General features: G+C 70.7%; 23 protein-coding genes. 15 read left to right on the top strand and 8 right to left on the bottom strand.

Annotated features, from left to right (window positions below; all coding sequences use genetic code 11):
- Nucleotides 1-20 precede the first annotated feature (20 nt).
- Complete coding sequence (locus tag M878_RS78555) at nucleotides 21-899, bottom strand: helix-turn-helix transcriptional regulator (protein ID WP_023550949.1); 879 nt, start codon at nucleotides 897-899, stop codon at nucleotides 21-23.
- Nucleotides 900-1000: 101 nt separating this feature from the next.
- Here M878_RS78555 and M878_RS78550 point away from each other — a divergent pair, with 101 nt between their 5' ends.
- From M878_RS78550 to M878_RS78540, 3 genes are all read left to right on the top strand, one after another.
- Entirely contained in the window at nucleotides 1001-2431 is a 1431-nt protein-coding gene (locus M878_RS78550) for an MFS transporter (RefSeq protein ID WP_023550948.1), read from the top strand.
- 112 nt (nucleotides 2432-2543) lie between these two features.
- Complete coding sequence (locus M878_RS78545; RefSeq protein ID WP_023550947.1) at nucleotides 2544-2768, top strand: hypothetical protein; 225 nt, start codon at nucleotides 2544-2546, stop codon at nucleotides 2766-2768.
- Between the two features lie 133 nt (nucleotides 2769-2901).
- Nucleotides 2902-3330, top strand: coding sequence for a hypothetical protein (locus tag M878_RS78540; protein ID WP_023550946.1), 429 nt, complete (start codon nucleotides 2902-2904; stop codon nucleotides 3328-3330).
- Here M878_RS78540 and M878_RS78535 read toward each other — a convergent pair.
- Nucleotides 3311-3907, bottom strand: a complete 597-nt coding sequence (locus M878_RS78535) for a TetR family transcriptional regulator (protein ID WP_023550945.1) — start codon at nucleotides 3905-3907, stop codon at nucleotides 3311-3313. The genes M878_RS78540 and M878_RS78535 overlap by 20 nt on opposite strands.
- A gap of 26 nt (nucleotides 3908-3933) precedes the next feature.
- The gene (locus M878_RS78530; protein ID WP_023550944.1) at nucleotides 3934-4944 is read right to left on the bottom strand and encodes an aldo/keto reductase; all 1011 of its coding nucleotides are present in this window, start codon (nucleotides 4942-4944) and stop codon (nucleotides 3934-3936) included.
- Nucleotides 4945-5132: 188 nt separating this feature from the next.
- On the opposite strand from M878_RS78530, the gene M878_RS78525 reads away from it, so the two are divergent.
- Both M878_RS78525 and M878_RS78520 read left to right on the top strand, forming a co-directional pair.
- Nucleotides 5133-6176, top strand: coding sequence for a chitinase (locus M878_RS78525; RefSeq protein ID WP_023550943.1), 1044 nt, complete (start codon nucleotides 5133-5135; stop codon nucleotides 6174-6176).
- A 60-nt stretch (nucleotides 6177-6236) separates the two neighbouring features.
- Nucleotides 6237-7370, top strand: a complete 1134-nt coding sequence (locus tag M878_RS78520; protein ID WP_023550942.1) for a hypothetical protein — start codon at nucleotides 6237-6239, stop codon at nucleotides 7368-7370.
- A gap of 77 nt (nucleotides 7371-7447) precedes the next feature.
- On the opposite strand, the gene M878_RS78515 is transcribed toward M878_RS78520, so the two are convergent.
- Nucleotides 7448-8830 (bottom strand): glycine--tRNA ligase, encoded by a 1383-nt coding sequence (locus M878_RS78515; RefSeq protein ID WP_023550941.1) that lies wholly within the window; start codon nucleotides 8828-8830, stop codon nucleotides 7448-7450.
- Between the two features lie 162 nt (nucleotides 8831-8992).
- Between M878_RS78515 and M878_RS78510 the strand changes: the two genes are divergently transcribed.
- The 4 genes from M878_RS78510 (at nucleotide 8993) to M878_RS78495 (ending at nucleotide 12248) form a co-directional block, all read left to right on the top strand.
- Nucleotides 8993-9952, top strand: a complete 960-nt coding sequence (locus M878_RS78510; RefSeq protein ID WP_023550940.1) for a metal ABC transporter substrate-binding protein — start codon at nucleotides 8993-8995, stop codon at nucleotides 9950-9952.
- Between the two features lie 20 nt (nucleotides 9953-9972).
- Nucleotides 9973-10740, top strand: a complete 768-nt coding sequence (locus M878_RS78505; RefSeq protein ID WP_023550939.1) for a metal ABC transporter ATP-binding protein — start codon at nucleotides 9973-9975, stop codon at nucleotides 10738-10740.
- Nucleotides 10740-11642: a metal ABC transporter permease gene (locus M878_RS78500; RefSeq protein ID WP_023550938.1), complete on the top strand. Its 903-nt coding sequence runs from the start codon at nucleotides 10740-10742 to the stop codon at nucleotides 11640-11642. Before M878_RS78505 ends, M878_RS78500 begins: the two co-directional genes overlap by 1 nt.
- 189 nt (nucleotides 11643-11831) lie before the next feature.
- Nucleotides 11832-12248 (top strand): Fur family transcriptional regulator, encoded by a 417-nt coding sequence (locus tag M878_RS78495; protein WP_031226129.1) that lies wholly within the window; start codon nucleotides 11832-11834, stop codon nucleotides 12246-12248.
- A gap of 233 nt (nucleotides 12249-12481) precedes the next feature.
- Here M878_RS78495 and M878_RS78490 read toward each other — a convergent pair whose 3' ends face one another.
- The 3 genes from M878_RS78490 to M878_RS78480 all read right to left on the bottom strand — a co-directional run bounded on the left by M878_RS78490 (nucleotide 12482) and on the right by M878_RS78480 (nucleotide 14484).
- Nucleotides 12482-13330: an isoprenyl transferase gene (locus M878_RS78490; RefSeq protein WP_023550936.1), complete on the bottom strand. Its 849-nt coding sequence runs from the start codon at nucleotides 13328-13330 to the stop codon at nucleotides 12482-12484.
- A gap of 17 nt (nucleotides 13331-13347) precedes the next feature.
- Nucleotides 13348-14097, bottom strand: coding sequence for a DNA repair protein RecO (gene recO / locus M878_RS78485; protein ID WP_023550935.1), 750 nt, complete (start codon nucleotides 14095-14097; stop codon nucleotides 13348-13350).
- A 159-nt stretch (nucleotides 14098-14256) separates the two neighbouring features.
- Entirely contained in the window at nucleotides 14257-14484 is a 228-nt protein-coding gene (locus M878_RS78480; protein ID WP_106962764.1) for a hypothetical protein, read from the bottom strand.
- Between the two features lie 200 nt (nucleotides 14485-14684).
- Here M878_RS78480 and M878_RS78475 point away from each other — a divergent pair, with 200 nt between their 5' ends.
- The 6 genes from M878_RS78475 to M878_RS78450 all read left to right on the top strand — a co-directional run bounded on the left by M878_RS78475 (nucleotide 14685) and on the right by M878_RS78450 (nucleotide 22842).
- Complete coding sequence (locus tag M878_RS78475; RefSeq protein WP_023550932.1) at nucleotides 14685-16136, top strand: (2,3-dihydroxybenzoyl)adenylate synthase; 1452 nt, start codon at nucleotides 14685-14687, stop codon at nucleotides 16134-16136.
- Nucleotides 16137-16361: 225 nt separating this feature from the next.
- Nucleotides 16362-17990, top strand: coding sequence for an ABC transporter substrate-binding protein (locus tag M878_RS78470; RefSeq protein ID WP_023550931.1), 1629 nt, complete (start codon nucleotides 16362-16364; stop codon nucleotides 17988-17990).
- A gap of 4 nt (nucleotides 17991-17994) precedes the next feature.
- The gene (locus M878_RS78465) at nucleotides 17995-18951 is read left to right on the top strand and encodes an ABC transporter permease (protein ID WP_023550930.1); all 957 of its coding nucleotides are present in this window, start codon (nucleotides 17995-17997) and stop codon (nucleotides 18949-18951) included.
- The gene (locus tag M878_RS78460) at nucleotides 18951-20915 is read left to right on the top strand and encodes a dipeptide/oligopeptide/nickel ABC transporter permease/ATP-binding protein (RefSeq protein ID WP_023550929.1); all 1965 of its coding nucleotides are present in this window, start codon (nucleotides 18951-18953) and stop codon (nucleotides 20913-20915) included. Before M878_RS78465 ends, M878_RS78460 begins: the two co-directional genes overlap by 1 nt.
- Nucleotides 20912-21916: an oligopeptide/dipeptide ABC transporter ATP-binding protein gene (locus M878_RS78455; protein ID WP_023550928.1), complete on the top strand. Its 1005-nt coding sequence runs from the start codon at nucleotides 20912-20914 to the stop codon at nucleotides 21914-21916. The genes M878_RS78460 and M878_RS78455 overlap by 4 nt, the downstream gene beginning before the upstream one ends.
- Nucleotides 21916-22842, top strand: coding sequence for a dihydrodipicolinate synthase family protein (locus M878_RS78450; RefSeq protein WP_023550927.1), 927 nt, complete (start codon nucleotides 21916-21918; stop codon nucleotides 22840-22842). The genes M878_RS78455 and M878_RS78450 overlap by 1 nt, the downstream gene beginning before the upstream one ends.
- A gap of 45 nt (nucleotides 22843-22887) precedes the next feature.
- Here the strand turns inward: M878_RS78450 and M878_RS78445 are convergent.
- Nucleotides 22888-24000 (bottom strand): sialidase family protein (locus M878_RS78445; protein ID WP_023550926.1); only part of this gene is annotated, 1113 nt, incomplete at its 5' end.

Here is a 24000-nt window from a genome sequence, read left to right as displayed (position 1 = left end):
CGGCCTCGTCCGCCGAGGACCTACCTCCGCGCCATCTCGTGCAGCTTCTCCAGTCGCTCGCGGGACTCCTCGTCCGCGGGGGTGTACGTCACCATGCGGGCGCCCGGGTCGGGACCCAGCCACAGGTCCGTGTGCTCCACTCTGAGGTGGCCCACCTGGGCGTTGCGGAACTCCTTGGTCTTGGAGCGGCTGCCGACCACCTCGTAACGCCGCCAGTTCTCGCGGAACTCGGGGGAGGCCGCGTCCAGCCGCTTCAGGAGCATCTTCCAGGCCGGCTCGCCGAGATGACCGGCGAGCGAGGCGCGCAGCCGGGCGGCCATCAGGCGCTGGGTCTCCTCCAGGTGGACGATCGACTCCTGCCACTCCTTGTTCGTGTAGACGAGCAGCATGCAGTTGAGGTCCTCGGCCGGCAGCGCGTCCAGGTCGCAGAAGAGACGGCCGTAGGTGCGGTTGTAGGCGAGGATGTCGTACCGGCTGTTCTGGATGCAGGCCGGGACCGGCTCCAGCCGGCGCAGCAGCTCGCGCAGGGCCGGGGTGACGCTCGGGCAACTCGCGGCGGGCGTCGGGTCGGTGGCTCCGGCCAGCTGGAAGAGGTGGGCGCGTTCGCTGGCGTCCAGCATCAGGGCGCGGGCGAGAGCGTCCAGGACCTGGACGGAGACCTGGATGTCCCGGGCCTGTTCCAGCCAGGTGTACCAGGTGACGCCGACCGAGGAGAGCTGCGCGACCTCCTCCCGGCGCAGTCCGGGCGTACGGCGCCGGGCGCCGCGCGGCAGGCCCGCCTGCTCGGGGCTGATGCGCTCACGGCGGCTGCGCAGGAAGGCGGCCAGCTCGTGCCGCCGGATCTCCGAGCCCCGGGCCGGCTGCGGGGCGGTCTCGTGGTCCGTGGCCATGGTGGTCATGGCTCCAGGGTGCCTGCCCTCTCATCCTGTTGCCAGGTAGTTCTTCTACCAGGATGAGGACACTCTGGTACCAGTCTGAACGACGGCGCAGGCTCTAGGGCATGAGTGAGACCGTCACCACCCGGGCCGTCCCTACGACGACGGCCGCACCGCCCGCACTCGGCGGGCTCGGACTGTTCACCGTTCTGCTCGCCGCGGCACTGCCGTTGGTCGACTTCTTCATCGTCAACGTCGCCCTGCCGGCCATCGGCGCCGACCTCCGTGCGGGCGAGGCCATGCTGGAGCTGGTCGTCGCCGGGTACGGCGTCGCCTACGCCGTACTGCTGGTGCTCGGCGGCCGGCTCGGGGACCTGTTCGGGCGGCGTCGGCTGTTCCTCGGCGGGATGGCCGCGTTCGGGCTGACCTCGCTGGCCTGCGGACTGGCGCCCGACGCCTGGAGCCTGGTCGCGGCGCGGGTCGCGCAGGGCGCGTCGGCCGCCGCGATGCTGCCGCAGGTGCTCGCCACCATCCAGGCCACGACGCGTGGCGCGCGCCGTGCGAAGGCCATGAGCCTGTACGGCGCCACGGCCGGACTGTCCATGGTGGCCGGGCAGATACTCGGCGGGGTGCTCGTCGCCGCCGATGTCGCCGGCACCGGCTGGCGGTCGGTGTTCCTCGTCAACGTCCCTGTCGTCGTGGTCGGGTTGATCCTCGCCGTGCGGGTCATGCCCGAGACCCGGTCGCAGCATCCGGAGCCCGTCGACGGCCTGGGCACCGTCCTGCTCGCGGGGTCCCTGCTGACGCTGCTCGCCCCGCTCACCGAGGGCCGGGCCGCGGGCTGGCCGCTGTGGACGTGGCTGTCGCTGGCCGCGTTCCCGTTCGCCGCCGGCGCGTTCTGGGCGGTGGAACGGCGGGCCGACCGGTCGGGGCGCACCCCGCTGGTGCCGCCGAGCCTGCTGGCGCTGGCCTCGCTGCGGCGCGGTCTGGCGCTGATGGTGCCGTTCTCGATCGGCTTCAGCGGGTTCATGTTCGTGATCGCGCTGGCGCTGCAACAGGGCGCCGGGCTCGGTCCGGTGCCGGCCGGGCTCGCGCTCGCGCCGATGGCCGTGGCGTTCCTGTTCGTCTCCCTCGCCGGGCCCCGGCTGATCGCCCGTTTCGGCACCCGGGTCGTCACCGCGGGCTCCGCGGTCCAGGGCGTGGGCATCCTGCTGATCGGGCTGGCCGCCTGGCGGGACTGGCCGCATCTGGACGTCGGCTCGCTGCTGCCGGGAGCGGCCGTCGCCGGTGCCGGACAGGCGCTCCAACTGCCCAACGTCCTGCGGCTCGTGATGTCGGAGGTGCCGCCCGCCCGGGCCGGTGTCGGCAGCGGCGTGATGGTCACCACCCAGCAGTCCTCGCTCGCTCTGGGCGTGGCCACGCTCGGCACCCTGTTCCTGACCCTCGTGCCCCGCATGGGCATGCGGGACGCGCTGGTCACCACGCTGCTGGTGCAGTTGGCCGGGATCGTGCTGACCGGCCTGCTCAGCCTGCGCCTGCCCCGCCGTGTTAGTTGAAGCAGGGCACGGCTTGGACAACTCCGGGTGAACCTCCCCCTGTTGATGTTCGTCCTGTTGCACACTCCTGTCCCGGTCGGGGTGTGCCCGACGCGAGGAGGCGTGAGGCGTCATGCCGCAGGGCAACAGCACGAGCAAGGTCAGCCGCTGGGACCAGCACGGCCGGGAGCATGTCGTACGCGTGCACCGCACGGGAGTGCAGCGCACCATCCGATGCGACACCTGCGGCTGGCGCAGGGGCGCCCAGTTCCTGCCGTGGCTGAAGGCCGAGGAGCATCTGGCCGAGGCCCATCAGGCGACGATCGACCCGGCGGCCGCCCGGCAGCCCTCCAGGTAAGAACACCGGCTCTCAACACCGCGCTTGACCTGTGCTCTTACCAACCGGGGACACGCTCCGTCACCTTTCGAGTGGCCGCTTTCCGCCCGCTGACTCAGCCTGGGAAAGGTCCATCGAGCGACAGGAGACACACATGACCTCGGTACTCCGCCATCGCTACGGCCGTGCGCTCGGCGCCGCCGCTCTCTCCGTGGCGCTGATCTCCGGCGGAACCGCCGGAGCCTACGCCGCCTCGCCCAAACCGACACCGACCCCCACGTCCACGACCCACATGACCGTCAAGGCCTCGATCACCCTGACGGTCAACAAGACCTCGGTGAAGGCCGGCCAAGCGGTGAAGCTCACCGGGCGCACCAAGGGCCTGAAGATCGGCAGCCCGCTGGTGCTCCAGCACCTGGTGTCCGGCAAGTGGACGAACCTGAAGGCGACCACGACGGTCAAGAAGGGCAGCTCGTACGCCATGATGGCCAAGCTCCCCAAGGGCACGCACCACCTTCGGGTCGCGTCCGTGAGCAAGAGCGGCAAGGTCGTCTCGCCCACCGTCACGGTGAAGGTGAGCTGAGCCCCCGTACCAGCAGGTCCACTACGGCCGTGAACTCCTCGTCGACGCCGGGAGCGGTCCACTCCCGGGCGTAACAGGGGTCGTGGAAGCGGCCGGTGGCCTGGAAGACGGCCCGGGCCGCAGCGGCCGGGTCGGGCACCGAGAAGGCGCCCGACCCGGCCCCTTGCGCGATGATCCGGGTCAGCTGCCCGGTCAGGTCGGCGACATGCTCGCCGACCGCCGTGCCGTTCTCGTCGGTCAGCACCATGTACGTGGCGAAGAGTTCCGGGTCGTCGCCCGCCTTGTGCCGCTTGGCCGCGAACAGGGCCGCGAGCCAGGCCCGCAGCCGCTGCTCGGGAGTGCCGGCCGCGCCGACGATTCCCGCGAGCTTCTCCGACGTCCGGTCCAGCCAGCGCTTGGTGACCGCCTCGCGCAGCGCCGCCTTGGTACGGAAGTGCCGGTAGACGCTGCCATGGCTGACGCCGAGCGCACGGGCGACGTCCACCACGGTGGCCTTGGCCGGGCCATGGCGGCGCAGCACCTCCTCGGTCGCTTCGAGGATGCGCTCGGCGGTCAGGGTCTCGGTGGGCGGTGCCATGCCTTAGACCGTACCCGGAGTCACGATCAGCGCTCGCTGTCGAGGTGTGCCAGCTGTGCGGACGGGTAGCGGTCGCCGGCCGCCGCGTCCGCCGGTACGGCCTCCTCGATCGCCGCCAGGTCGGCCGCGTCCAGGGTGACGTCCAGCGCGCCCAGCGACTCGCTCAGCCGCTCACGGGTCCGGGCGCCGACCAACGGCACGATGTCCTCACCCTGGGCGAGGACCCAGGCGATGGCGATCTGCGCGACCGACACGCCCTTCTGCTCGGCGATCTTACGCAGGGCCTCGACCAGATTCAGGTTGTGCTGGAGGTTCTCGCCCTGGAAGCGGGGCGAGTGGGCGCGGAAGTCGTTCGCGGCCAGCTGCCGGTCGCGGGAGAAGTGCCCGGAGATCAGCCCACGCGAGAGCACGCCGTACGCCGTGATGCCGATGCCCAGTTCGCGGGTGGTGGGCAGGATGTCCCGCTCGATGCCCCGGCTGATCAGCGAGTACTCGATCTGCAGATCGGCGATCGGGGCGGTGGCGGCGGCCCGCCGGATGGTCTCGGCGCCGACCTCGCTCAGGCCGACGTGCCGGACGTACCCCTTCTCGATCAGTTCGGCGATCGCGCCGACGGTCTCCTCGATGGGGACGTCCGGGTCGAGACGGGCGATCCGGTAGACGTCGATGTGGTCGACGCCGAGGCGCTGCAGGGAGTAGGCGGCGAAGTTCTTCACGGCGGCCGGGCGGCCGTCGTAACCCACCCAGTTGCCCTCCGGGTCGCGCAGGGCGCCGAACTTCACGCTGGTCAGGGCCTGCTCGCGGAGGGCCGCCGGGGCGGTGCGCAGGGCCTCGCCGATCAGCATCTCGTTGTGCCCCATGGCGTAGAAGTCGCCGGTGTCGAGGAGCGTGACGCCCGCTTCGAGGGCGGCGTGGATGGTCGCGATGGACTCCGCGCGGTCGGCGTCGCCGTAGAGCGCGGACATGCCCATGCAGCCGAGGCCGAGGGCGGAGACGGCAGGTCCGGTGGTTCCGAGGTTTCGGGTTCGCATCGTCATGCCTTCACGATGCCATGACACCTGACAGATTTCAATATCTGTCACTCCAACTTTGTCATTCAAGGCCTCGGAAGACCTGCAGAAGCCCTGAAGCCCACAGAATGGTCCAGACCTATTGACGAGAGGTCTGGACCAGAGCACTGTCATGCCTACGACACCTCGCCGTACCCCCCACCGGGAGGCCTCGCATGCTCCGACGCCTGCTCGCCACCGCGCTCACCGCGGCCGCCCTCGTCCCCCTCGCGATCGCCACCGCCCCCACCGCCTCCGCCGCCGACACCTGCGCCGTGAAGTCCCGGCCGGCCGGCAAGGTCCTCCAGGGCTACTGGGAGAACTGGGACGGCTCGGCCAACGGCGTCCACCCGCCCTTCGGCTGGACCCCGATCACCGACTCCCGTATCCCCGCGCACGGTTACAACGTCATCAACGCGGCCTTCCCGGTCATCCGCTCCGACGGCACAGCGCTGTGGGAGGACGGCATGGACACGGGCGTGAAGGTGGCGACGCCCGCCGAGATGTGCGCCGCCAAGGCGTCCGGCCAGACGATCCTGCTCTCGATCGGCGGCGCGACGGCCGGCATCGACCTCAACTCGGCCACCGTGGCCGACAAGTTCGTCTCGACGATCGTCCCCATCCTGAAGAAGTACAACTTCGACGGCGTCGACATAGACATCGAGACGGGCCTGACAGACAGCGGCAGCATCACCCGGCTGTCCCCGTCCCAGGCCAACCTGATCCGCATCATCGACGGCATCCTCGACCGGATGCCGTCCGGCTTCGGCCTGACGATGGCCCCCGAGACCGCGTACGTCACCGGCGGCAGCGTCACCTACGGCTCGATCTGGGGCGCGTATCTGCCGATCATCAAGAAGTACGCGGACAACGGCCGGCTGTGGTGGCTGAACATGCAGTACTACAACGGCAGCATGTACGGCTGCTCCGGCGACTCCTACGAGGCGGGCACGGTCGCGGGCTTCACCGCCCAGACCGACTGCCTGGACAAGGGCCTGGTGGTGCAGGGCACGACCATCAAGGTGCCGTACGACAAACAGGTCCCGGGTCTGCCCGCCCAGCCCGGCGCGGGCGGCGGCTACATGTCACCGTCCCTCGTCTCCCAGGCCTGGCAGCACTACGGCAGCGCGCTCAAGGGCCTGATGACCTGGTCGATCAACTGGGACGGCTCGAAGAACTGGACCTTCGGCGACAACGTCAAGGCGCTTCAGGGCCGCTGAGAACAAGAAAACCTTGCCCTCCCATGGACAACCCGCACCGCAATTCCGGCATCTCATCGTGTGACCGACAAGTGGGGGAACACGATGAACTGGTCCAAACCCCTGGGCGTCGCAGCGGCCGGTCTCGCGCTGTGCGGGTGCGTCCCCTCGGCGGGCAAGGCCGGGGCCGAGCCGAGTGCGGCCGTGCCCGCGCACCACACCGCGAGCACGGCGAGCACTCCGATCGCCCCCGTAGCCACGCCCGGCAAGCCCCTCCTGATCCTGAACGGCCAGCTCGACGCCCGCCCCGGGCAGCTGGTCTCCATCCTGCTCGACGGCGTCGGCCGGGCCGGGGGACACGACGCGGTGACCGCCGAGTCGCGTGCTTTCGGCACGACCGTACGGCTGCGCTGGGACAAGGGTGACCACGCCTACGAGGCGGTGGCACCGCTCGCCATGACGGACCGGCCCGGCTGGTACCCGCTGTCGGTCGCGGTCGCGGGCCGCACCGTGGCCACCGACCGGATCCAAGTCGTCCGCTCCGTACGCCCGTCGTTCACGGTCGGCGTGGACTGGCGCGCGACCCGGCCCGGCGAGCCGGTGGCGCTGCGCTTCGACGACCTGTACCCGGGCGAGCGCGGCACCGACTTCACCGTGCGGTCCCCGGCGCTGCCCCGGCCCGTGCGGCTCGTCCACGACAACGTGATCGACTACTACGACCCCCGGGCCTTCTCGGCCGTTCCGGAGCTCAAGCCCGGCCTGGCGGACGGCAGTTACGCCTTCGAGCTGTACGGCCCGCACGGCCACCGCATCGCCGAGAAGCATCTGAAGGTCCGGGCGGCCCGTCCCGGCGACCGCGACTACCTCGGCAAACCGCACGGCCCCGACTTCTACGACCCGGACAGGGGCTACCCCGGCCAGGGCCATCACGAGATCAGGGTCCGCGCCGGCGGGCGGGTCGGGGTCATCTGGCACGACGCGTACCCGGACCCGGGCGAGGAGACCCGCCTGACCGCCACGTCCCCGGCGTTCGTCCACGCCGTCCGCCTGGGCCGGGACACCAGCAAGGGCGCCGACGGTGACGACCCGCGCTACTTCACCATCGCCACCCTCCGTGCCGATCTGAAGCCGGGCCGCTATCCGGTCACGATCGTCTCCCACCACGGCCGCGTGAAGAGGACGGCCTATGTGATCGTGACGGCGGTCAGGAAATGAGCGTATGACAACGCCCGCCCACCAGCCGAGCGAGTCGGCGGGTGGGCGGGCGGAGAACGGCTGGTGCGCCGCGGGCCTCAGCAGCCCAGGAGACGCTGCGCCAGGTACCCCTCGATCTGGTCGAGGGACACGCGCTCCTGCTTCATCGAGTCACGCTCACGCACCGTAACGGCGTTGTCCTCAAGCGTGTCGAAGTCGACGGTCACGCAGTACGGCGTACCGATCTCGTCCTGGCGACGGTAGCGGCGGCCGATGGCACCGGCGTCGTCGAACTCGATGTTCCAGTTCTGCCGCAGCGCCTGGGCGAGACCCTTGGCCTTCGGGGACAGTTCGGGGTTCCTCGACAGGGGCAGCACCGCGACCTTCACCGGTGCCAGCCGGTGGTCGAGGCGCAGCACCGTACGCTTCTCCATCTTGCCCTTGGCGTTCGGCGCCTCGTCCTCGACGTACGCGTCGAGCAGGAAGGCCAGCATGGTGCGCCCGACACCGGCCGCGGGCTCGATGACGTACGGCGTCCAGCGCTCGCCGGCCTCCTGGTCGAAGTAGGAGAGGTCCTGGCCGGAGGCCTTCGAGTGCGCACCCAGGTCGTAGTCCGTACGGTTCGCGACACCCTCCAGCTCGCCCCACTCCGAGCCGCCGAACTGGAAGCGGTACTCGATGTCGGCGGTGCGCTTGGAGTAGTGGGAGAGCTTCTCCTTCGGGTGGTCGTACCAGCGCATGTTCTCAGTGCGCAGACCCAGGCCGGTGTACCAGTTCCAGCGCTGCTCCATCCAGTACTCGTGCCACTTCTCGTCCTCGCCCGGCTTGACGAAGAACTCCATCTCCATCTGCTCGAACTCACGGGTGCGGAAGATGAAGTTGCCTGGCGTGATCTCGTTGCGGAACGACTTGCCCATCTGGGCGATGCCGAACGGCGGCTTGCGGCGCGAGGTGGTCTGCACCTGGGCGAAGTTGGTGAAGATGCCCTGGGCGGTCTCGGGGCGCAGGTAGGCGACCGAGCCGGAGTCCTGCGTCGGGCCGAGGTGCGTCGACAGCAGACCCGAGAACTGCTTGGGCTCGGTGAACTGGCCCTTGTTGCCGCAGTTCGGGCAGTTGATGTCGGCGAGGCCGTTCGCCGGGGCGTGGCCCTTCTTCTCCTCGTACGCCTCTTCCAGGTGGTCGGCGCGGAACCGCTTGTGACACGCGGTGCACTCGGTCAGCGGGTCCGTGAAGGTGGCGACGTGGCCGGACGCGACCCAGACCTCGGAGGCCAGGATGACGGACGAGTCGATACCGACCACGTCCTCGCGCGACGTCACCATGTAGCGCCACCACTGACGCTTGATGTTCTCCTTGAGCTCGACACCCAGCGGTCCGTAGTCCCAGGCGGCACGCTGTCCGCCGTAGATCTCACTGCACGGGAAAACGAAGCCACGGCGCTTGCTCAGGCTGACGATGGTGTCGATCTTGTCGGCGGCCACGGTGCTCTCTTCATTACGACGACGGGCGTTGAAGCGAGATGCTTCCAGCGAATGATTCAGGTTACCGGCGCAGGCTCCCCCTCGGCCAAATCGGCCCCCTGCTCCAGGGCCCCTCACCAGGCTTGTTGACAACGGTTTCCATATTTGTTGAAAATGACTGTCATGAACGTACGACGACGCCTCATACCCGCCGCCGCGCTCACCGCGGTCACCGCCCTCGGGATCGGCACACTCTCCGCCTGCTCCAGTGACAACGCGGCAGCGGCCGGCACCGGCAAGTTCGACGTCGTCGCGTCCTTCTATCCCATGGCCTTCCTCGCCGAGCGGATCGGCGGGAGCCACGTCCACGTCACCAGCCTCACCTCCCCCGGCCAGGAGCCGCACGACCTGGAGATCAGCCCCCAGCAGATCGCCATGCTCCAGGACTCCGACGCGGTCCTGTACCTGAAGAACCTCCAGCCCTCCGTCGACGACGCGGTGGCCCAGTCCCCGGTCAAGACGAAGATCGACGCGGCCTCCCTGACCACGCTGGAGCAGCACGGCAACGAGGTCGGCGGCCACGCGGCCGCGCACGACACCCACCAGAACGAGGAGTCGGCGGGCAAGGACCCGCACATCTGGCTCGACCCGGTGCGTTACGCCCAGGTCGCCGAGGGTGTCGGCAAGGCCTTCGAGAAGGCCGACCCGAAGCACGCGGCCGACTACGAGAAGAACACCGCGGCCCTGGTCAAGCAGCTGAACGACCTGAACACACAGTTCACGGACGGCCTGGCGCACACGAAGACCAAGGTCTTCATCACCACCCACGCCGCCTTCGGCTACCTCGCCGAGCGCTACGGCCTCACCGAGGAGGCCATCAGCGGCCTCGACCCCGAGTCCGAGCCGAGCGCGGCCCGGGTCAAGGACCTGGAGACCATGGCCAAGGCCGACGGCGTCTCCACCGTCTTCTACGAGACGCTCGTCAGCGACAAGACCGCGAAGACCATCGCGAGCGACGCGGGCCTGAAGACCGACGTCCTCGACCCGATCGAGGGCATCACGGCCAAGTCCCGCGGCAAGGACTACTTCTCCGTCCAGGAGGCCAACCTCAAGGCACTCCAGCAGGCGCTGGGCGCCAAGTGACCGACAGGGAAGGCAGGATCATGGGAGAACCCGTCATAGCCCTGCGCGGCGTCACCGCCGAACTCGGCGCGCGTCCCGTGCTGCGCGGCATCGACCTGACCGTCGGCCGCGGCGAGGTCGTCGCGCTGCTCGGCGCCAACGGCTCCGGCAAGTCCACGGCCATCCGCACGATCATCGGCCAGGTCCCGGCGAGCGGCGGCACGGTCGAGCTGTTCGGCACCCCGCGCCGCGCCTTCCGCGACTGGGCGCGCGTGGGCTACGTACCGCAGCGGACGACGGCCGCGGGCGGAGTCCCCGCGACGGTGACCGAGATCGTGTCGTCCGGCCGGCTCTCCCGCACCCGCTTCGGCGTCTTCCGCAAGGCCGACCGGGAGGCCGTGCAGCGGGCCCTGGAGCTGGTCGGCATGGCCGACCGGGCCAAGGACTCGGTGAACGCCCTCTCCGGCGGCCAGCACCAGCGCGTCCTGATCGCCCGCGCCCTCGTCGCCGAGCCCGAACTGCTGATCATGGACGAGCCGATGGCGGGCGTCGACCTGGCCAGCCAGGAGATCCTCGCGCGGACGCTGCGCGAACAGGTCGAGCGGGGCACGACGGTCCTGCTCGTACTGCACGAACTGGGCCCCCTGGAGCCCCTGATCGACCGGGCGGTCGTCCTGCGCGACGGCTGTGTGCTGCACGACGGGCCGCCGCCGCGCGCCGTTGGCCAGCATGCCCTGCCCGGCCACGACCACGTACACCCGCACGCATCCGCGGGCTCCGAACCTCTGCGGACGGGACTGCTGAGCTGATGGACTTCCTGAACTACGCCTTCATGCAGCGGGCGCTGCTCGCCGCCGTCCTGGTCGGCATCACGGCGCCCGCGGTCGGCATCTATCTGGTCCAGCGCCGCCAGGCCCTGATGGGCGACGGCATCGGGCACGTGGCGATGACGGGCGTCGGCCTCGGCTTCCTCCTCTCCACCTCCCCGGTCTGGATGGCGACCGCCGTGTCGGTGCTCGGCGCGGTCCTGATGGAACTGATCCGCTGGTACGGCAAGACCCGCGGCGACATCGCCCTCGCCATGCTCTTCTACGGCGGTATGGCCGGCGGCGTGATGTTCATCAACCTGGCGCCGACGGGCTCCAACGCGAACCTGACGACGTACCTGTTCGGCTCGCTGTCGACGGTCTCGCAGTCGGACGTCGTCTCGATCTGTCTGCTGGCCGCGTTCGTGGTGCTGGTCACGCTCGGCCTGCGCCGCCAGCTGTTCGCGGTCAGCCAGGACGAGGAGTTCGCGCGGGTCACGGGCCTGCCGGTGCGCGCGCTCAACCTGTTGACGGCCGTGACGGCGGCGGTGACCGTGACCGTCGCCATGCGCGTGGTCGGTCTGCTGCTGGTGTCCGCGCTGATGGTGGTGCCGGTGGCGGCCGCGCAGCAGCTCAGCCGCAGCTTCACGGCGACCTTGGTGATCGCCGTCGCGATCGGGGTGACGGTGACCGTCAGCGGCACGATCACCTCGTACTACCAGGACGTTCCGCCCGGTGCGACGATCGTCCTGCTGACCATCGCCGCGTTCGTCGCGCTGACGGCGCTGGCCACGCCGCTGGCCCGTCGACGCGCCCGTGCGGCGGCCGCCGCACACCCGGCGGGGGACCCGGCCGAGTGCACGATTCCGGCCACGAGAGGGGCCGGGGACAAGATCGGTGTCTGACCGCTGACAGCCCGGGCTGGCACAATGGCCACCCGGGCAGAAGCGAGAGATGAGCCCGCGAGAGAGCCGAAGGGGCGCGCCGGTGTCGAGGGCGCGAGCGCGCGGAGGCCCGAAGGGCTGAGCACGGTCGCGCCCCCGACACCGGCTCAAGTCGCCCCGCAGGCGAACGAGCCATCGAAGGAGGCAACGGTGACGACCGCTGGACCGCCCGTGAAGGGCCGTGCGACCCGACAGCGGGCAGCAGTGGCGGCGGCCCTGGACGAGGTCGACGAGTTCCGCAGTGCGCAGGATCTGCACGACATGCTCAAGCACAAGGGCGACTCGGTCGGTCTGACCACGGTCTACCGCACCCTCCAGTCCCTCGCCGACGCCGGCGAGGTCGACGTCCTGCGCACGTCCGACGGCGAGTCCGTCTACCGCCGCTGCAGCACCGGCGAACACCACCACCACCTGGTCTGCCGCACCTGCGGGAAGGCGGTGGAGGTCGAGGGACCCGCGGTGGAGAAGTGGGCGGAGGCGATCGCGGCGGAGCACGGTTACGTCAACGTGGCCCACACGGTGGAGATCTTCGGCACGTGCGCGGACTGCGCGACGCGGAGCGACTGACGTTTCCGGACGCGGCATGGTGAAGGCGGTGGCGTTCTTGTCCGCGCTGAGGAGGACGAACACGCGCGGTGCCTCCCGATACCGCGGCTGCCCGATACCGCGGCTGCGCGGCGAACGGCAGCCACCGCCAGACCTACCCGAACCGGCTCACCCGCAGTCGCGCCCGCACCGTCGAGGTGGGGTCCGCTCCCGCCCCATGACCATGAGGCGGGATCGTACATAAGCCGATCACGCTACGAGGTGGATTCGCCCTTCATGGCGGCCTCCATGGCCAGCAGCTCCTCGTTCGGGACGGCGCCGCCGAACCGCCGGTCGCGGGAGGCAAATTCGACACAGGCCCGCCACAGGTCACGCCGGTCGAAGTCGGGCCACAGCACGTCCTGGAAGACCATCTCGGCGTACGCGCTCTGCCAGAGCAGGTAGTTGGAGGTGCGCTGCTCACCGCTCGGGCGCAGGAACAGGTCCACGTCCGGCATGTCGGGGTAGTACAGGTACTTCTGGATGGTCTTCTCGCTGACCTTGGCCGGGTCGAGCCGGCCGGCCTTCACGTCCTCGGCCAACGCCTTGGCCGCGTCGGCGAGTTCGGCGCGCCCGCCGTAGTTCATGCAGAAGTACAGGGTGAGCAGGTCGTTCCCCTTGGTCTGCTCCTGGGCGACCTGGAGCTCCTTGGCGACCGACTTCCACAGCCGGGGCATCCGGCCCACCCAGCGCACCCGGATGCCGAGTGCGTCGAGCTGGTCGCGGGTCTTGCGGATGAAGTCGCGGTTGAAGTTCATCAGGAAGCGGACCTCTTCGGGCGAGCGCTTCCAGTTCTCGGTGGAGAAGGCGTAGAGGGAGATGTTGCGGACGCCGATCTCGATGGAGCCCTGCAGCACGTCGAGCACCCGCTCGGCGCCGACCTTGTGCCCTTCGGTGCGGGGCAGACCGCGCTCCTTCGCCCACCGGCCGTTGCCGTCCATGACGATGGCCACGTGGTTCGGGACCAGCTCGCCGGGGAGCTTCGGCGCGCGGGCACCGGACGGGTGCGGCTCCGGCGCCCGGTACTCGCGCCGCTGGCGTCCCAGGATCCCGCGTACGACCATGTGCTTCTCGTCTCCCTCTACGTCTTTTCCACATACCTGAGCGAGCGCAGCCCCCGCTCCAGATGCCAGTGCAGGTAGGCGGACACCAGCCCGCTGCCCTCGCGGACGTACCGCGCCTCGCACGTGTCCGCCGTCTCCCAGTCTCCCGTAAGCAGCGCGCCGAGCAGTACCAGGGTCTGTGGCGAGGGTACGACGCTGCCGGGCACCCGGCAGTCGGCGCAGACGGAGCCGCCGGAGGCGACCGAGAAGAAGCGGTTCGGGCCGGGCATGCCGCACTTCGCGCAGGCGTCGAAGCTGGGCGCGTAGCCATTGACGGCGAGGGAGCGCAGCAGGAAGGCGTCGAGGACGAGGTGAGGGGCGTGCTCTCCCCGCGCCAGCGTCCGCAGGGCTCCGACCAGCAGCAGATACTGCTGCACGGCGGGCTCGCCCTCGTTGTCCGTGAACCGCTCGGCGGTCTCCAGCATCGCCGTACCGGCGGTGTAGCGCGCGTAATCGGTCACGATCCCGCCGCCGTACGGCGCGATGGTCTCACTCTGTGTGCACAGCGGGAGCCCGCGCCCGATCAGCTCGCTCCCGCGCGCGAAGAACTGCACGTCAACATGGGAGAAGGGCTCCAGCCGGGCCCCGAACTTCGACTTGGTGCGCCGCACCCCGCGCGCCACGGCCCGTACCCGGCCGTGACCGCGCGTGAGCAACGTGATGATCCGGTCCGCCTCACCCAGCTTCTGGGTGCGCAGCACGATGCCGTCATCCCGGAACAGACTCATCGCCGACCCCCGCCTTCACCCGGCCGGGGCTCCGGGGGGTGCCCCCCGGGCAAGCACAACATGATCCGGTCCGCCTCACCCAGCTTCTGGGTGCGCAGCACGATGCCGTCGTCGCGGAACAGACTCATGGCACCCATTCTCACCCATGCGGGGGAACGGTCAGAGCGCTTCTCCGCGGCTGCGGGCGTTGGCGTGCGCGGTCGCCGCCTTGAGCCGCTCGGCGGCGGTCGCGGTGCGCAGTGCTCCGGGTTCGGCGTCCCACTCCCGACCTCCGCCGTACGGTCTCAGCTGGACGTAGGGCCCCTCGTACCCCATGACGATGCCGAGCCTGCCGGTACGCGTGTCCACCACATGGCTGCCGACGGCAGGCCGCAATTCCCTCAACATGTCCTCCGGCTGTTCGGCACACAGCGCGCCGCGCGGATTGTGCGTCGCGCCTTGACCTGCTCCCCTTCCTTCCCGAGTTTCACGCTTCGCACATCCAGAGTGACGCTCCGCCTCTACAATCCGCCACCCCGCCCGAATTCCGAATCATGGAAAAGCCAAACCGCTTTACGGAATCACCGGGTCAACAATATGTTGCAGGGATGGCAGCGAACGGCTTCACCCCCTGGCCCGAGGAGACCGCCCTCGCCTATCGCCGCGCCGGCTACTGGCAGGGCCGTACCCTGCCCGAGCTGCTGCACGACTGGGCGGCCGCGTACGGCCCGCGCACCGCGCTCGCGCACGGCGCGACCCGTCTGACGTACTTCCAGCTGGACCGGCGGGTGAACCGGATGGCCGCGGGGCTGCGGCTGCGCGGCGTCGCACCCGGCAAGCGCGTCGTGGTGCAGCTGCCGAACACCCCGGAGTTCATCGTCGCGGTGTTCGCGCTGATGCGCGCCGGGGCGGTCCCCGTGCTCGCGCCGATCACCCATCGGGAGCGGGAGATCACCCATGTGGTCGCCGAGACCGAGGCCGTCGGCTACATCGGCCCGGCGGTGCACGGCGGCTTCGACCACACCGCGATGGCCGCCCGGGTCGCCACCGGGTCGACATCACTGCGGCGGATCTTCACCGTCGCCGTGCCCGGCGAGCAGGCGGGCGGCTTCTCGGTGCTGCCGGGCGGCTGTCTGGCCTTCCCGCTGCACACTGTGGACGAGGCACCCGTACCGGACCGCCGTCTGGACGCCTCCGACGTGGCGTTCTTCCTGCTGTCGGGCGGTACGACGGTGCTGCCCGGCGGTACGACGGCGCCGCCGGGGCTCATCGGCCGTACCCACGACGACTACGCCTACCAGCTGCGCGCCACCGCCGAGTTGCTCGGCCTCGGCCCCGAGGACGTCTATCTGGCGGCGCTGCCCGCGGAGTTCAACCTCACCCTCGGCAGTCCCGGCATCCTCGGCACCCTGGCCGCGGGCGGCACCGTGGTGCTGCTCGACGACCCGGCACCGGACACCGCCTTCGCCGCGATCGCGCGGGAACGGGTGACCGTCACCGCGGTGCTGCCCGGCCTCGCCGCCCGGTGGCTGGACGCCCTCGACGGCGCCGGGGCCGGCCTGGTGCCCCGGCAGGCAACGTTCACCCCGTCGCGACGCCCGGCACGCCCGCTCGCCGCACCGGACGCCGCTCCACTCCTTGACGGGCAGACGTCGCCTGCCGGGGCGCTGGCCTCGCTGCGCGTGCTGCAGATCGGCGGCGGCCGACTCGCCCCCGGCCTCGCCGCACGGATCGAGCCCGGCTTCGGCTGCCGACTGCAGCAGGTGTCCGGCAGGGCCGAGGGGCTGCTCACCATGACCCGCCTCGACGACCCGCGGGACGTCGTGCTCACGACCCAAGGACGCCCGGTCTCCCCGGCCGACGAGATCCGTATCGACGCCCCCGAGGGAGAGGCCGGCGAACTCCTCGTCCGCGGCCCGTACACCCCTCGCGGCTACTACCGGTCCCCCGAACACAACGCCCGGGCCTTCACCCCCGACGGCTTCCACCGCACCGGCGTCCTGGCCCGGCTGACCCCGGACGGCAACCTGGTCGTGGAGGAACGGGACGACCGGACCTGACCCGCCGCGTCCCCTGCGCGATCCCTGTGGACCCGATCGGCCCAACTCGCGCCCGTACCCGAGTATTTCAGGCCGCCATTGGCACGACCTCTGACGGCTAGGCCATTCGTGTGCGCTGTCTTGACCGCCCCCACAGCCCCTCTTATGGTCGCGCTACCGACCGGACGTAGGACGTAGGACGTCGTATCTCCCACCCCCTCCCCTCACCGACTTGCTGGAGGACCCGTGCGCGACGACGTGACCCCCGACGCACCGGCCCCGCGCCGCCGGTCGTTCCTGAAGTTCACCGGTGCGCTGGGCGCGGCCGCCGCGCTGCCGCCCGTGCTGGCCGGCTGCTCGGCCGGGCCCGAGTCCACGAACGACACCGGAGGCGGTGGCAAGGACCGGACGCTGACCGCCGTGATCGGCTACGGCAACGACGGCACCTGGGATCCGACGCAGACGGCGTCGGCGTTCTCGATGGCCGCCAACAACCATGTCTACGAGGGGCTGCTGGACACCGACCCGATCACCCGGGTGCCGTATCCGGCGCTCGGCACCGAGGTCCCCAAGGACCCCAACGCCACCACCTGGCGGTTCACACTGCGCTCCGGCGCGACCTTCCACGACGGCAAGCAGGTCACCGCCGACGACGTCGTGTTCGTCTTCGACCGGATCCTCGACCCGGGCACCCAGACGCTCGCCAAGGGCTTCTTCGTGAGCTGGCTGGACAGCGTGAAGAAGGTCGATACGAGGACCGTCGAGCTGGTACTCAAGTTCCCCTTCCCGGACGGGCTTTCCCGGCTCACCCTCGCCAAGATCATGCCGGAGCACGTCTTCTCCAGGCCCGGCGCCTGGGACGACGCCGTCAAGGGACTCGCCGTGGGCTCGGGACCGTACCGGCAGACCGCGCACCACCCGAAGTCCAACACCGCCTTCGAGGCGTTCGCCGCCTACAACGGCCCCCGCAAGCCCGCCTTCAAGCGCATGAACTGGCTGACCATCGTGGACGCCGCTCCGCGCGTCGCGAAGATCTCCGGGTCCGGCGCCGGGGCACAGATCGCGGACAACATCCCGTACGCCAATATCGCGAGACTGGAGCAGGGTGGCCTGACGGTCGCGGGCGGCGCCGGGATGAACAACCTGTTCCTGATGTTCAACACCCGGCACAAGCCGTTCGACGACGTACGGGTGCGGCAGGCGCTGCACTACGCCATCGACACCGAGAAGATGGTGCAGGTCGCCCTGAGAGGGCACGGGAAGCCCGCCTCCTCGTTCCTCAACGAGGGCAATCCCGGCTACCGGCGGGCCAGGACCGTGTACGACTACGACCCGCAGAAGGCGAAGGCGCTGCTGAAGGCGGCGGGCGTGACGAACCTCAAGGTCAACATCCTTGCCGTGAACGTCAGTTGGATCGTGGACTGTCTGCCGACCATCAAGTCGTCCTGGGACGCGGTCGGCGTGGAGACGACCCTGGCACCGCAGGAGACCACGGCCGTCTTCACCAAGATGGACCAGAAGCGGGACTACCAGGTGGTCGCCGCCGCCTCCAATCCCAATCAGTTCGGGCTCGACGCCGACCTGATCATGCACTACAACTACGGCCCCCAGAACCTGTGGATGGGGTACACCCGGTGGGCCGACGACTCCGTCGCCAAGCAGCTCTTCAAGGACATGGACCGGGCGACCCGGGAGCCGGACGCGGCGAAGAAGAAGGCGATGATCCAGGACTACATCGACATCGTCGCCGAGCAGGCCGTGCTGTACCCGGTGGTGCACAACGAGCTGATGACCGCCTGGGACCCGCGCAAACTCACCGGGATAAGAGCACAGCCGTACCCGGGGATCAACGTGCTCCAGGCCAAGTGGGTCTGACGGCATGACGGCCGTCGTACGGATCCTGCTCCGCCGTGTCGCCCTGCTCGTGCCGCTCATGCTCGGGATCGTGCTGTTCGTGTTCCTGGTGATGCGCTTCTCGGACGTCGACCCGGCGTCCGCGTTCTTCCAGGGCTCGAACCCGACCCCGCAGCAGCTGCACGACTTCCGGGAGCGGGGCGGGCTGCTGGATCCGCTGCCCGTACGGTACGTCCACTTCGTCGGCGGCCTCCTCCACGGCAACCTCGGCACCAGCGCACTGACCCGCGCCCCGGTCGTCGACCAGGTCACCACCGCGCTGCCGCTCACCCTCCAGCTGACCTTCCTCGGCCTCGGTGTCGCGGTGGTGCTGGCGCTGTCCGGCGGGGTCACGGCGGCCGTGTACCGGGACCGGATCCCGGACCAGGCCATCCGGGTCGTCTCGCTGATCGGGGTGGCCGCGCCCGGGTTCTGGCTGGCGCTGCTGATGATCCAGTACCTGGCGGTGGACCGGGGCTGGTTCCCGACCGGCGGCTATATCAACCCGGCCGACTCCGTCACCGGCTGGCTGAAGACCATGGCGCTGCCTGCCTTCGCCCTCTCCCTGCCGGTGGCCGCCCAGCTCACCCGGATCGTACGGACCTCGGTGGTGGAGGAGCTGGACAAGGACTACGTGCGCACCGCGATCGGGAGCGGGCTGCCGCCCCTGGTGGTCGTCGGGCGGAACGTCCTCAGGAACGCCCTGGTCAATCCGCTGACCGTGCTGGGACTGCGGGTCGGTTATCTCCTCGGCGGTGCCGTCGTCATCGAGACCATCTTCTCGCTGCCCGGCATGGGCAAGCTGATGATCGACGCCGTACAGAACGGCGATCCGGCCGTCGTCCAGGGGGTGGTGCTCACCACGGCCACCGGGTTCGTCGTCGTCAACCTCCTCATCGACATCCTGTATCTGCTGGTCAACCCACGTCTGAGGGCGGCCTGATGGTCACGCGCGCGAGTCTCGCCGAGCGGTTCTCCCGGCCCGGCGGAGTCCGGCTGCGGAGCTGGCGCCGGCTGCCGCTGCTGTCGAAGGCCGCCCTCTGCTTCCTGGCCGTGGTGGTGCTGGTCGCCGTGCTCGCCCCGGTGCTCGCCCCGGATGATCCGCTGGACCAGCAGGACCCGGTCGGCGGCAGCGGGCATCCGTCGGCCGCGCACTGGCTCGGGCAGGACAGCCTCGGCCGGGACATCCTGAGCCGGCTGATGTACGGCGCCCGGTGGTCGCTCGCGATCGGGCTGGGCGCGACCGCACTCGCCCTGGTCGTGGGCGCGGTCATCGGGGCGATCGCGGCCACCTCGCGCAAGGGCGTCGACGAGACGCTGATGCGCTGCCTGGACGTGGTGATGGCGTTCCCGGGGATCGCGCTGGCGGCCGTGCTGGTCGCCGTGTTCGGCGGCGGCATCGGGGTGCTGATCTGCGCGATCGCCTTCCTGTTCACGCCGCCGGTGGCGCGGGTCGTACGGGCCAACGTCCTCGACCAGTACGGCGAGGACTACGTCACGGCGGAACGGGTGATCGGCGCCCGCACCCCGCACATCGTGCTGCGGCACGTGGCCGTCAACTGTGCCGCCCCGGTGCTGGTGTTCTGCACGGTGCAGGTCGCCGAGGCGATCGTGTTCGAGGCGTCGCTGTCCTTCATCGGTGCCGGGGTGCGGCCGCCGGACCCGTCCTGGGGCAGTGTCATCGCCGACGGCAAGAACATGGTGCTGACCGGAGGCTGGTGGGCGACGGTCTTCCCCGGGCTGCTGATCTTGCTGACCGTGCTGTCGCTGAACATCCTCTCCGAGGGCGCGTCCGACGCGTGGGCGGCACCGGCGCCGAGGGAAGTGGAGGCGCCGAAGGACCGGCTGGAGGCGCCGGAGTCCGGCAGCGGCGAGGTGCTCCCGTTGCCCGGCCTGGCCGAGGCCGCCCGGCGGCTGCGTTCCCGGGCCCGGCCCCGCCCCGACTCTTCCGGGCAGCCGGTCCTCGCCGTGGAGAGCCTCACCATCGGCTTCCCGGACCGGCACCGGGGCGTGGACATCGTCGCCGGGGTCAGTTTCGAGGTGTACCCCGGTGAAGTGCTCGGGCTGGTCGGCGAGTCGGGCTGCGGGAAGTCGCTGACCGCGCTCACCGTGATGGGGCTCCAGCCGCCCGGCGCGCGCGTCGGCGGCCGGATCCGGTTCCGGCAGCGGGACCTGCTCACCGAGCCGATGCGGGCGCGGCGGAAGCTGCTCGGGCACGAGATGGCGATGGTCTACCAGGACGCCCTGTCCTCGCTGAACCCGGCGATGACCATCCGCGCCCAGCTGAAGCAGCTCGTCCGGCGCGGTGGCCGCCGTACCCCGCAGGAGCTGCTGTCGATGGTCGGGCTCGACCCGGAGCGCACCCTGCGCAGCTATCCGCACGAACTGTCCGGCGGCCAGCGCCAGCGCGTCCTCATCGCCATGGCCCTCTCCCGCGACCCACGGCTGATCATCGCCGACGAGCCGACGACCGCGCTGGACGTCACCGTGCAGGCCCAGGTGATGGAACTGCTGCTGCGGCTGCGTGCGGAGCTGGGCTTCGCGCTGATCCTGGTCTCGCACGATCTGGCGCTGGTCGCCGATGTCACCGACCGGGTGGTGGTGATGTACGGCGGGCAGATCGTGGAGAGCGGGGTGACCGCCGACCTGGTGGCGGCGCCGGCCCACCACTACACGCGCGGTCTGCTCGGCAGTGTGCTGTCGCTGGAGTCGGCCGAGCAACGGATGACGCAGATCAAGGGGGTCGTACCCGCCCCGGCCGACTTCCCGGCGGGCTGCCGCTTCGCCGACCGCTGCCCGCTGGCGACCCGGCTGTGCCACGACAGCGCGCCCGTCCTCACCGGTACGGCCGCCCACACGGCCGCCTGCCATCACCCAGCCGTACCCGTGCAGGAGGCTCTCCAGTGAACGCCGTCATCGAGGTCCGGGACGCGCATGTGGTGCACAAGGCCCGCAGTGGCGGACTGCTGAGGCGCGACCGGGTGTACGCGCTGACCGGCGCCGACCTCACCGTGGCCGCCGGGGAGACGGTGGGCGTGGTCGGTGAGTCGGGGTGCGGGAAGTCGACGCTGGCGCGGGTGCTGGTGGGCATCCAGCGGCCGACCTCCGGAACGGTGGCGTTCCGGGCCCGTGACCTGTGGACGATGCCGCCCGCGGAACGCCGGGCCACGCTCGGCAGGGGCGTCGGGATGGTCTTCCAGGATCCGTCGACCGCGCTCAACCGGCGGCTGACCGTACGCCGGATCCTGCGCGACCCGCTGGATGTCCACGACCGCGGCACCCGGGCCGAACGGGAGGAGAGAGTACGGGAGTTGATGGCCTTGGTGGGCCTGCCCCGGGCGCTGGCCGACGCGCTGCCCGGACAGCTCTCCGGCGGCCAGCGGCAGCGCGTCGCCATCGCCCGCGCGCTCGCCCTGGACCCCGCCCTGGTCGTCGCGGACGAGCCGACCAGCGCCCTGGACGTCTCGGTCCGCGCGCAGATCCTCAACCTGCTGCTGGACCTGCGGGAACGGCTCGGCCTTGCCCTGGTGTTCGTCTCGCACGACATCCAGACGGTACGGCGGATGAGCGACCGGGTGATCACCATGTACCTGGGCCGGATCGTGGAGGAGACCCCGGCCGACCGGGTCACCGACGCGGCCCGGCACCCGTACACCCGCGCCCTGTTCTCCGCCACGCCCGGCCTGCTGGACCCCATCGACCCGATCCCGCTGACCGGGCCGGTTCCCTCGGCGACCCGGCCGCCGAGCGGCTGCCCGTTCCGCACCCGCTGCTGGAAGGCGGATCACCTGTGTGCCGGGGCGATGCCGGACTTCTCGGCCGCGTCACGGCCCGGACACCGCTACCGCTGCCACCATCCTGTAGAGGAGGACCAGTCGACTCGCGACCTAGCACGCCAGGAGCCCTGATGTCGTTGCCCACCCCGCTCACCGGTGTCGTCCCGCCCGTCTGCACCCCCCTGACGCCGGAGCGCGAGGTGGACGTCCGCTCGCTGCTCAGGCTGGTCGACCATCTGGTGGAGGGCGGGGCGCACGGGCTGTTCGTGCTCGGGTCCACGTCCGAGGCGGCGTTCCTGACGGACCGGCAGCGCAGACAGGTCGTCGAGGCGGTGGTCGCTCACATCGGCGGGCAGCTGCCGGTCCTCGCCGGCGCCATCGACATGACCACCCCCCGCGTCCTCGACCACGTCGCGGCGGTGACGGCGGCCGGAGCGGAGGCGGTGGTCGTCACAGCCCCCTTCTACGCCCGCACCCACCGCGCCGAGATCGTCCACCACTACCGCAGGATCGCGGCCGCCGGCGAGGTGCCGGTCATCGCCTACGACATCCCCGTCGCCGTGCACACCAAGCTCCCCGCCGACCTGGTGCTGGGGCTGGCCGCCGACCAGGTGCTGGCCGGGATCAAGGACTCCAGCGGGGACCTGGGTGCCTTCCGCGAGATCGTCACCGGGGCCCGTACGCACCCCGGGTTCAGCGTGCTGACCGGCTCCGAGCTGCTCGTGGACGCCGCGCTGGCGCTGGGCGCCGACGGAGCCGTGCCGGGGCTGGCCAACGTCGACCCGCACGGATATGTGCGGCTGTACCGGATGTGCCGGGCGGGCGACTGGGAGGGCGCGCGGGCCGAACAGGAGCGGCTGTGCGCGCTGTTCGGGATGGTCGCGGTCGGCGATCCGGCGCGGATGGGCGGCAGTTCGTCGGCACTGGGCGCGTTCAAGGCCGCGCTGCATCTGCGCGGCATCATCGACTGCCCGGTGACGGCCGAGCCGCAGGTACCGCTGTCCGGCGAGGAGACCGAGAAGGTCTGCAAGTTCCTGGCGGCGGCGGGGCTGCTCTGAGCGCCGCAGACGGACGACGGCATATCGCGGCCGTTCCAGCGGAGCTCAGCGCGCGACCACGGGGCTGCTCCAGGGCAGGGTCAGGCGGCGGAACTCCAGTGTGTCGTAGGTGTGGGCGCCGGTCTCGTAGAGGATGCCGACCGTGTCGTGGCCGAGCGGGACGAGGTCGGAGTAGGCGGCCGGCCGGTCCGAGAGGGTGCGCAGCCGGGTGAAGGTGTGGCCGAAGTCCTCGCTGGACCAGATCGCCATGGCCCGGCGGGCGGTGGGCACGGAGGGGCCCGAGAACAGCAACGGCGCTCCTGTGCCGGGGAGTTGGAGGACGCTGCTCTGGACCGCGGGGACGTCGGCCAGGGTGGGCTGGGCGGCGTAGGGGCGGTTGAGGGTTGCGCCGCCGTCGGCGGAGTAGCCGTCGAGGCGGTTGCCGGGCGCGCTGCCACCCTGGTCGCGGGCGCTGAAGTAGACGCGGCCGTCCGGGAGTTGGGCGGCGCTCGTCTCGTTGACGTCGGTCACGCCGTCGTAGTGGTCGTTCGCGAAACCGAGGTGCCAGGTGCAGCCGCCGTCGTCGCTGTAGAGGGCGTGACCGCCGTAGTACTTCGCCTCCCGGCCGGTGTCGGAGGAACCGGCGGGCGGCATGCCGGAGTGGTTGGCCGGGACGAGCAGGCGGCCGGCGTGCGAGCCCCGGGTGAGGGCCAACGCGTGCCCGGGGCCGGTGGCGTACCAGCGCCAGCCGGGCCGCTTCACCTGGGCGGTGATGTCCACGGGGCTGCTGAAGTGGCGGCCGTCGTCCTGGCTGCGCTGTACGAACACCCGGCGGCCCCGGTCCGCCGGGACCTCGCCGCGCATGATCTGCCCCTCGGTCGCCGAGCCGCTGTTGCCGCAGGTCACGAGGACGACGGCACCGGTGCGCGGGTCCACGACCGGTGCCGGGTTGCCCCGGGTGTCCCCGTGCCCGGCGGCCACCACGGTCAGCGAGCCCCAGGTGCAGCCGCCGTCGGAGGAGCGGCGCAGCACGACATCGATGTCGCCCGTGTCGCTGATGCCGTCGCGCCGGCCCTCGGCGAAGGCCAGGACGGTGCCGTTCCGGGTCGTCACGACCGCCGGGATGCGGTAGGTGGCGTAGCCGTCCCGGCCGGAGACGTACGGCAGGGAGGAGGCGCA

The sequence above is a fragment of the Streptomyces roseochromogenus subsp. oscitans DS 12.976 genome (genome assembly GCF_000497445.1).
Taxonomy (GTDB): domain Bacteria; phylum Actinomycetota; class Actinomycetes; order Streptomycetales; family Streptomycetaceae; genus Streptomyces; species Streptomyces oscitans.
Note: the sequence above shows the minus strand (reverse complement) of the source record. Positions and strands in the feature narration are given on the sequence as shown.

Coding starts and splice junctions, on each gene's coding strand:
- M878_RS78555 (WP_023550949.1), bottom strand. CDS start 899: ATGACCACCATGGCCACGGACCACGAGACCGCCCCGCAGCCGGCCCGG.
- M878_RS78550 (WP_023550948.1), top strand. CDS start 1,001: ATGAGTGAGACCGTCACCACCCGGGCCGTCCCTACGACGACGGCCGCA.
- M878_RS78545 (WP_023550947.1), top strand. CDS start 2,544: ATGCCGCAGGGCAACAGCACGAGCAAGGTCAGCCGCTGGGACCAGCAC.
- M878_RS78540 (WP_023550946.1), top strand. CDS start 2,902: ATGACCTCGGTACTCCGCCATCGCTACGGCCGTGCGCTCGGCGCCGCC.
- M878_RS78535 (WP_023550945.1), bottom strand. CDS start 3,907: ATGGCACCGCCCACCGAGACCCTGACCGCCGAGCGCATCCTCGAAGCG.
- M878_RS78530 (WP_023550944.1), bottom strand. CDS start 4,944: ATGACGATGCGAACCCGAAACCTCGGAACCACCGGACCTGCCGTCTCC.
- M878_RS78525 (WP_023550943.1), top strand. CDS start 5,133: ATGCTCCGACGCCTGCTCGCCACCGCGCTCACCGCGGCCGCCCTCGTC.
- M878_RS78510 (WP_023550940.1), top strand. CDS start 8,993: ATGAACGTACGACGACGCCTCATACCCGCCGCCGCGCTCACCGCGGTC.
- M878_RS78505 (WP_023550939.1), top strand. CDS start 9,973: ATGGGAGAACCCGTCATAGCCCTGCGCGGCGTCACCGCCGAACTCGGC.
- M878_RS78500 (WP_023550938.1), top strand. CDS start 10,740: ATGGACTTCCTGAACTACGCCTTCATGCAGCGGGCGCTGCTCGCCGCC.
- M878_RS78490 (WP_023550936.1), bottom strand. CDS start 13,330: ATGGTCGTACGCGGGATCCTGGGACGCCAGCGGCGCGAGTACCGGGCG.
- recO (WP_023550935.1), bottom strand. CDS start 14,097: ATGAGTCTGTTCCGGGATGACGGCATCGTGCTGCGCACCCAGAAGCTG.
- M878_RS78480 (WP_106962764.1), bottom strand. CDS start 14,484: ATGTTGAGGGAATTGCGGCCTGCCGTCGGCAGCCATGTGGTGGACACG.
- M878_RS78475 (WP_023550932.1), top strand. CDS start 14,685: ATGGCAGCGAACGGCTTCACCCCCTGGCCCGAGGAGACCGCCCTCGCC.
- M878_RS78465 (WP_023550930.1), top strand. CDS start 17,995: ATGACGGCCGTCGTACGGATCCTGCTCCGCCGTGTCGCCCTGCTCGTG.
- M878_RS78460 (WP_023550929.1), top strand. CDS start 18,951: ATGGTCACGCGCGCGAGTCTCGCCGAGCGGTTCTCCCGGCCCGGCGGA.
- M878_RS78450 (WP_023550927.1), top strand. CDS start 21,916: ATGTCGTTGCCCACCCCGCTCACCGGTGTCGTCCCGCCCGTCTGCACC.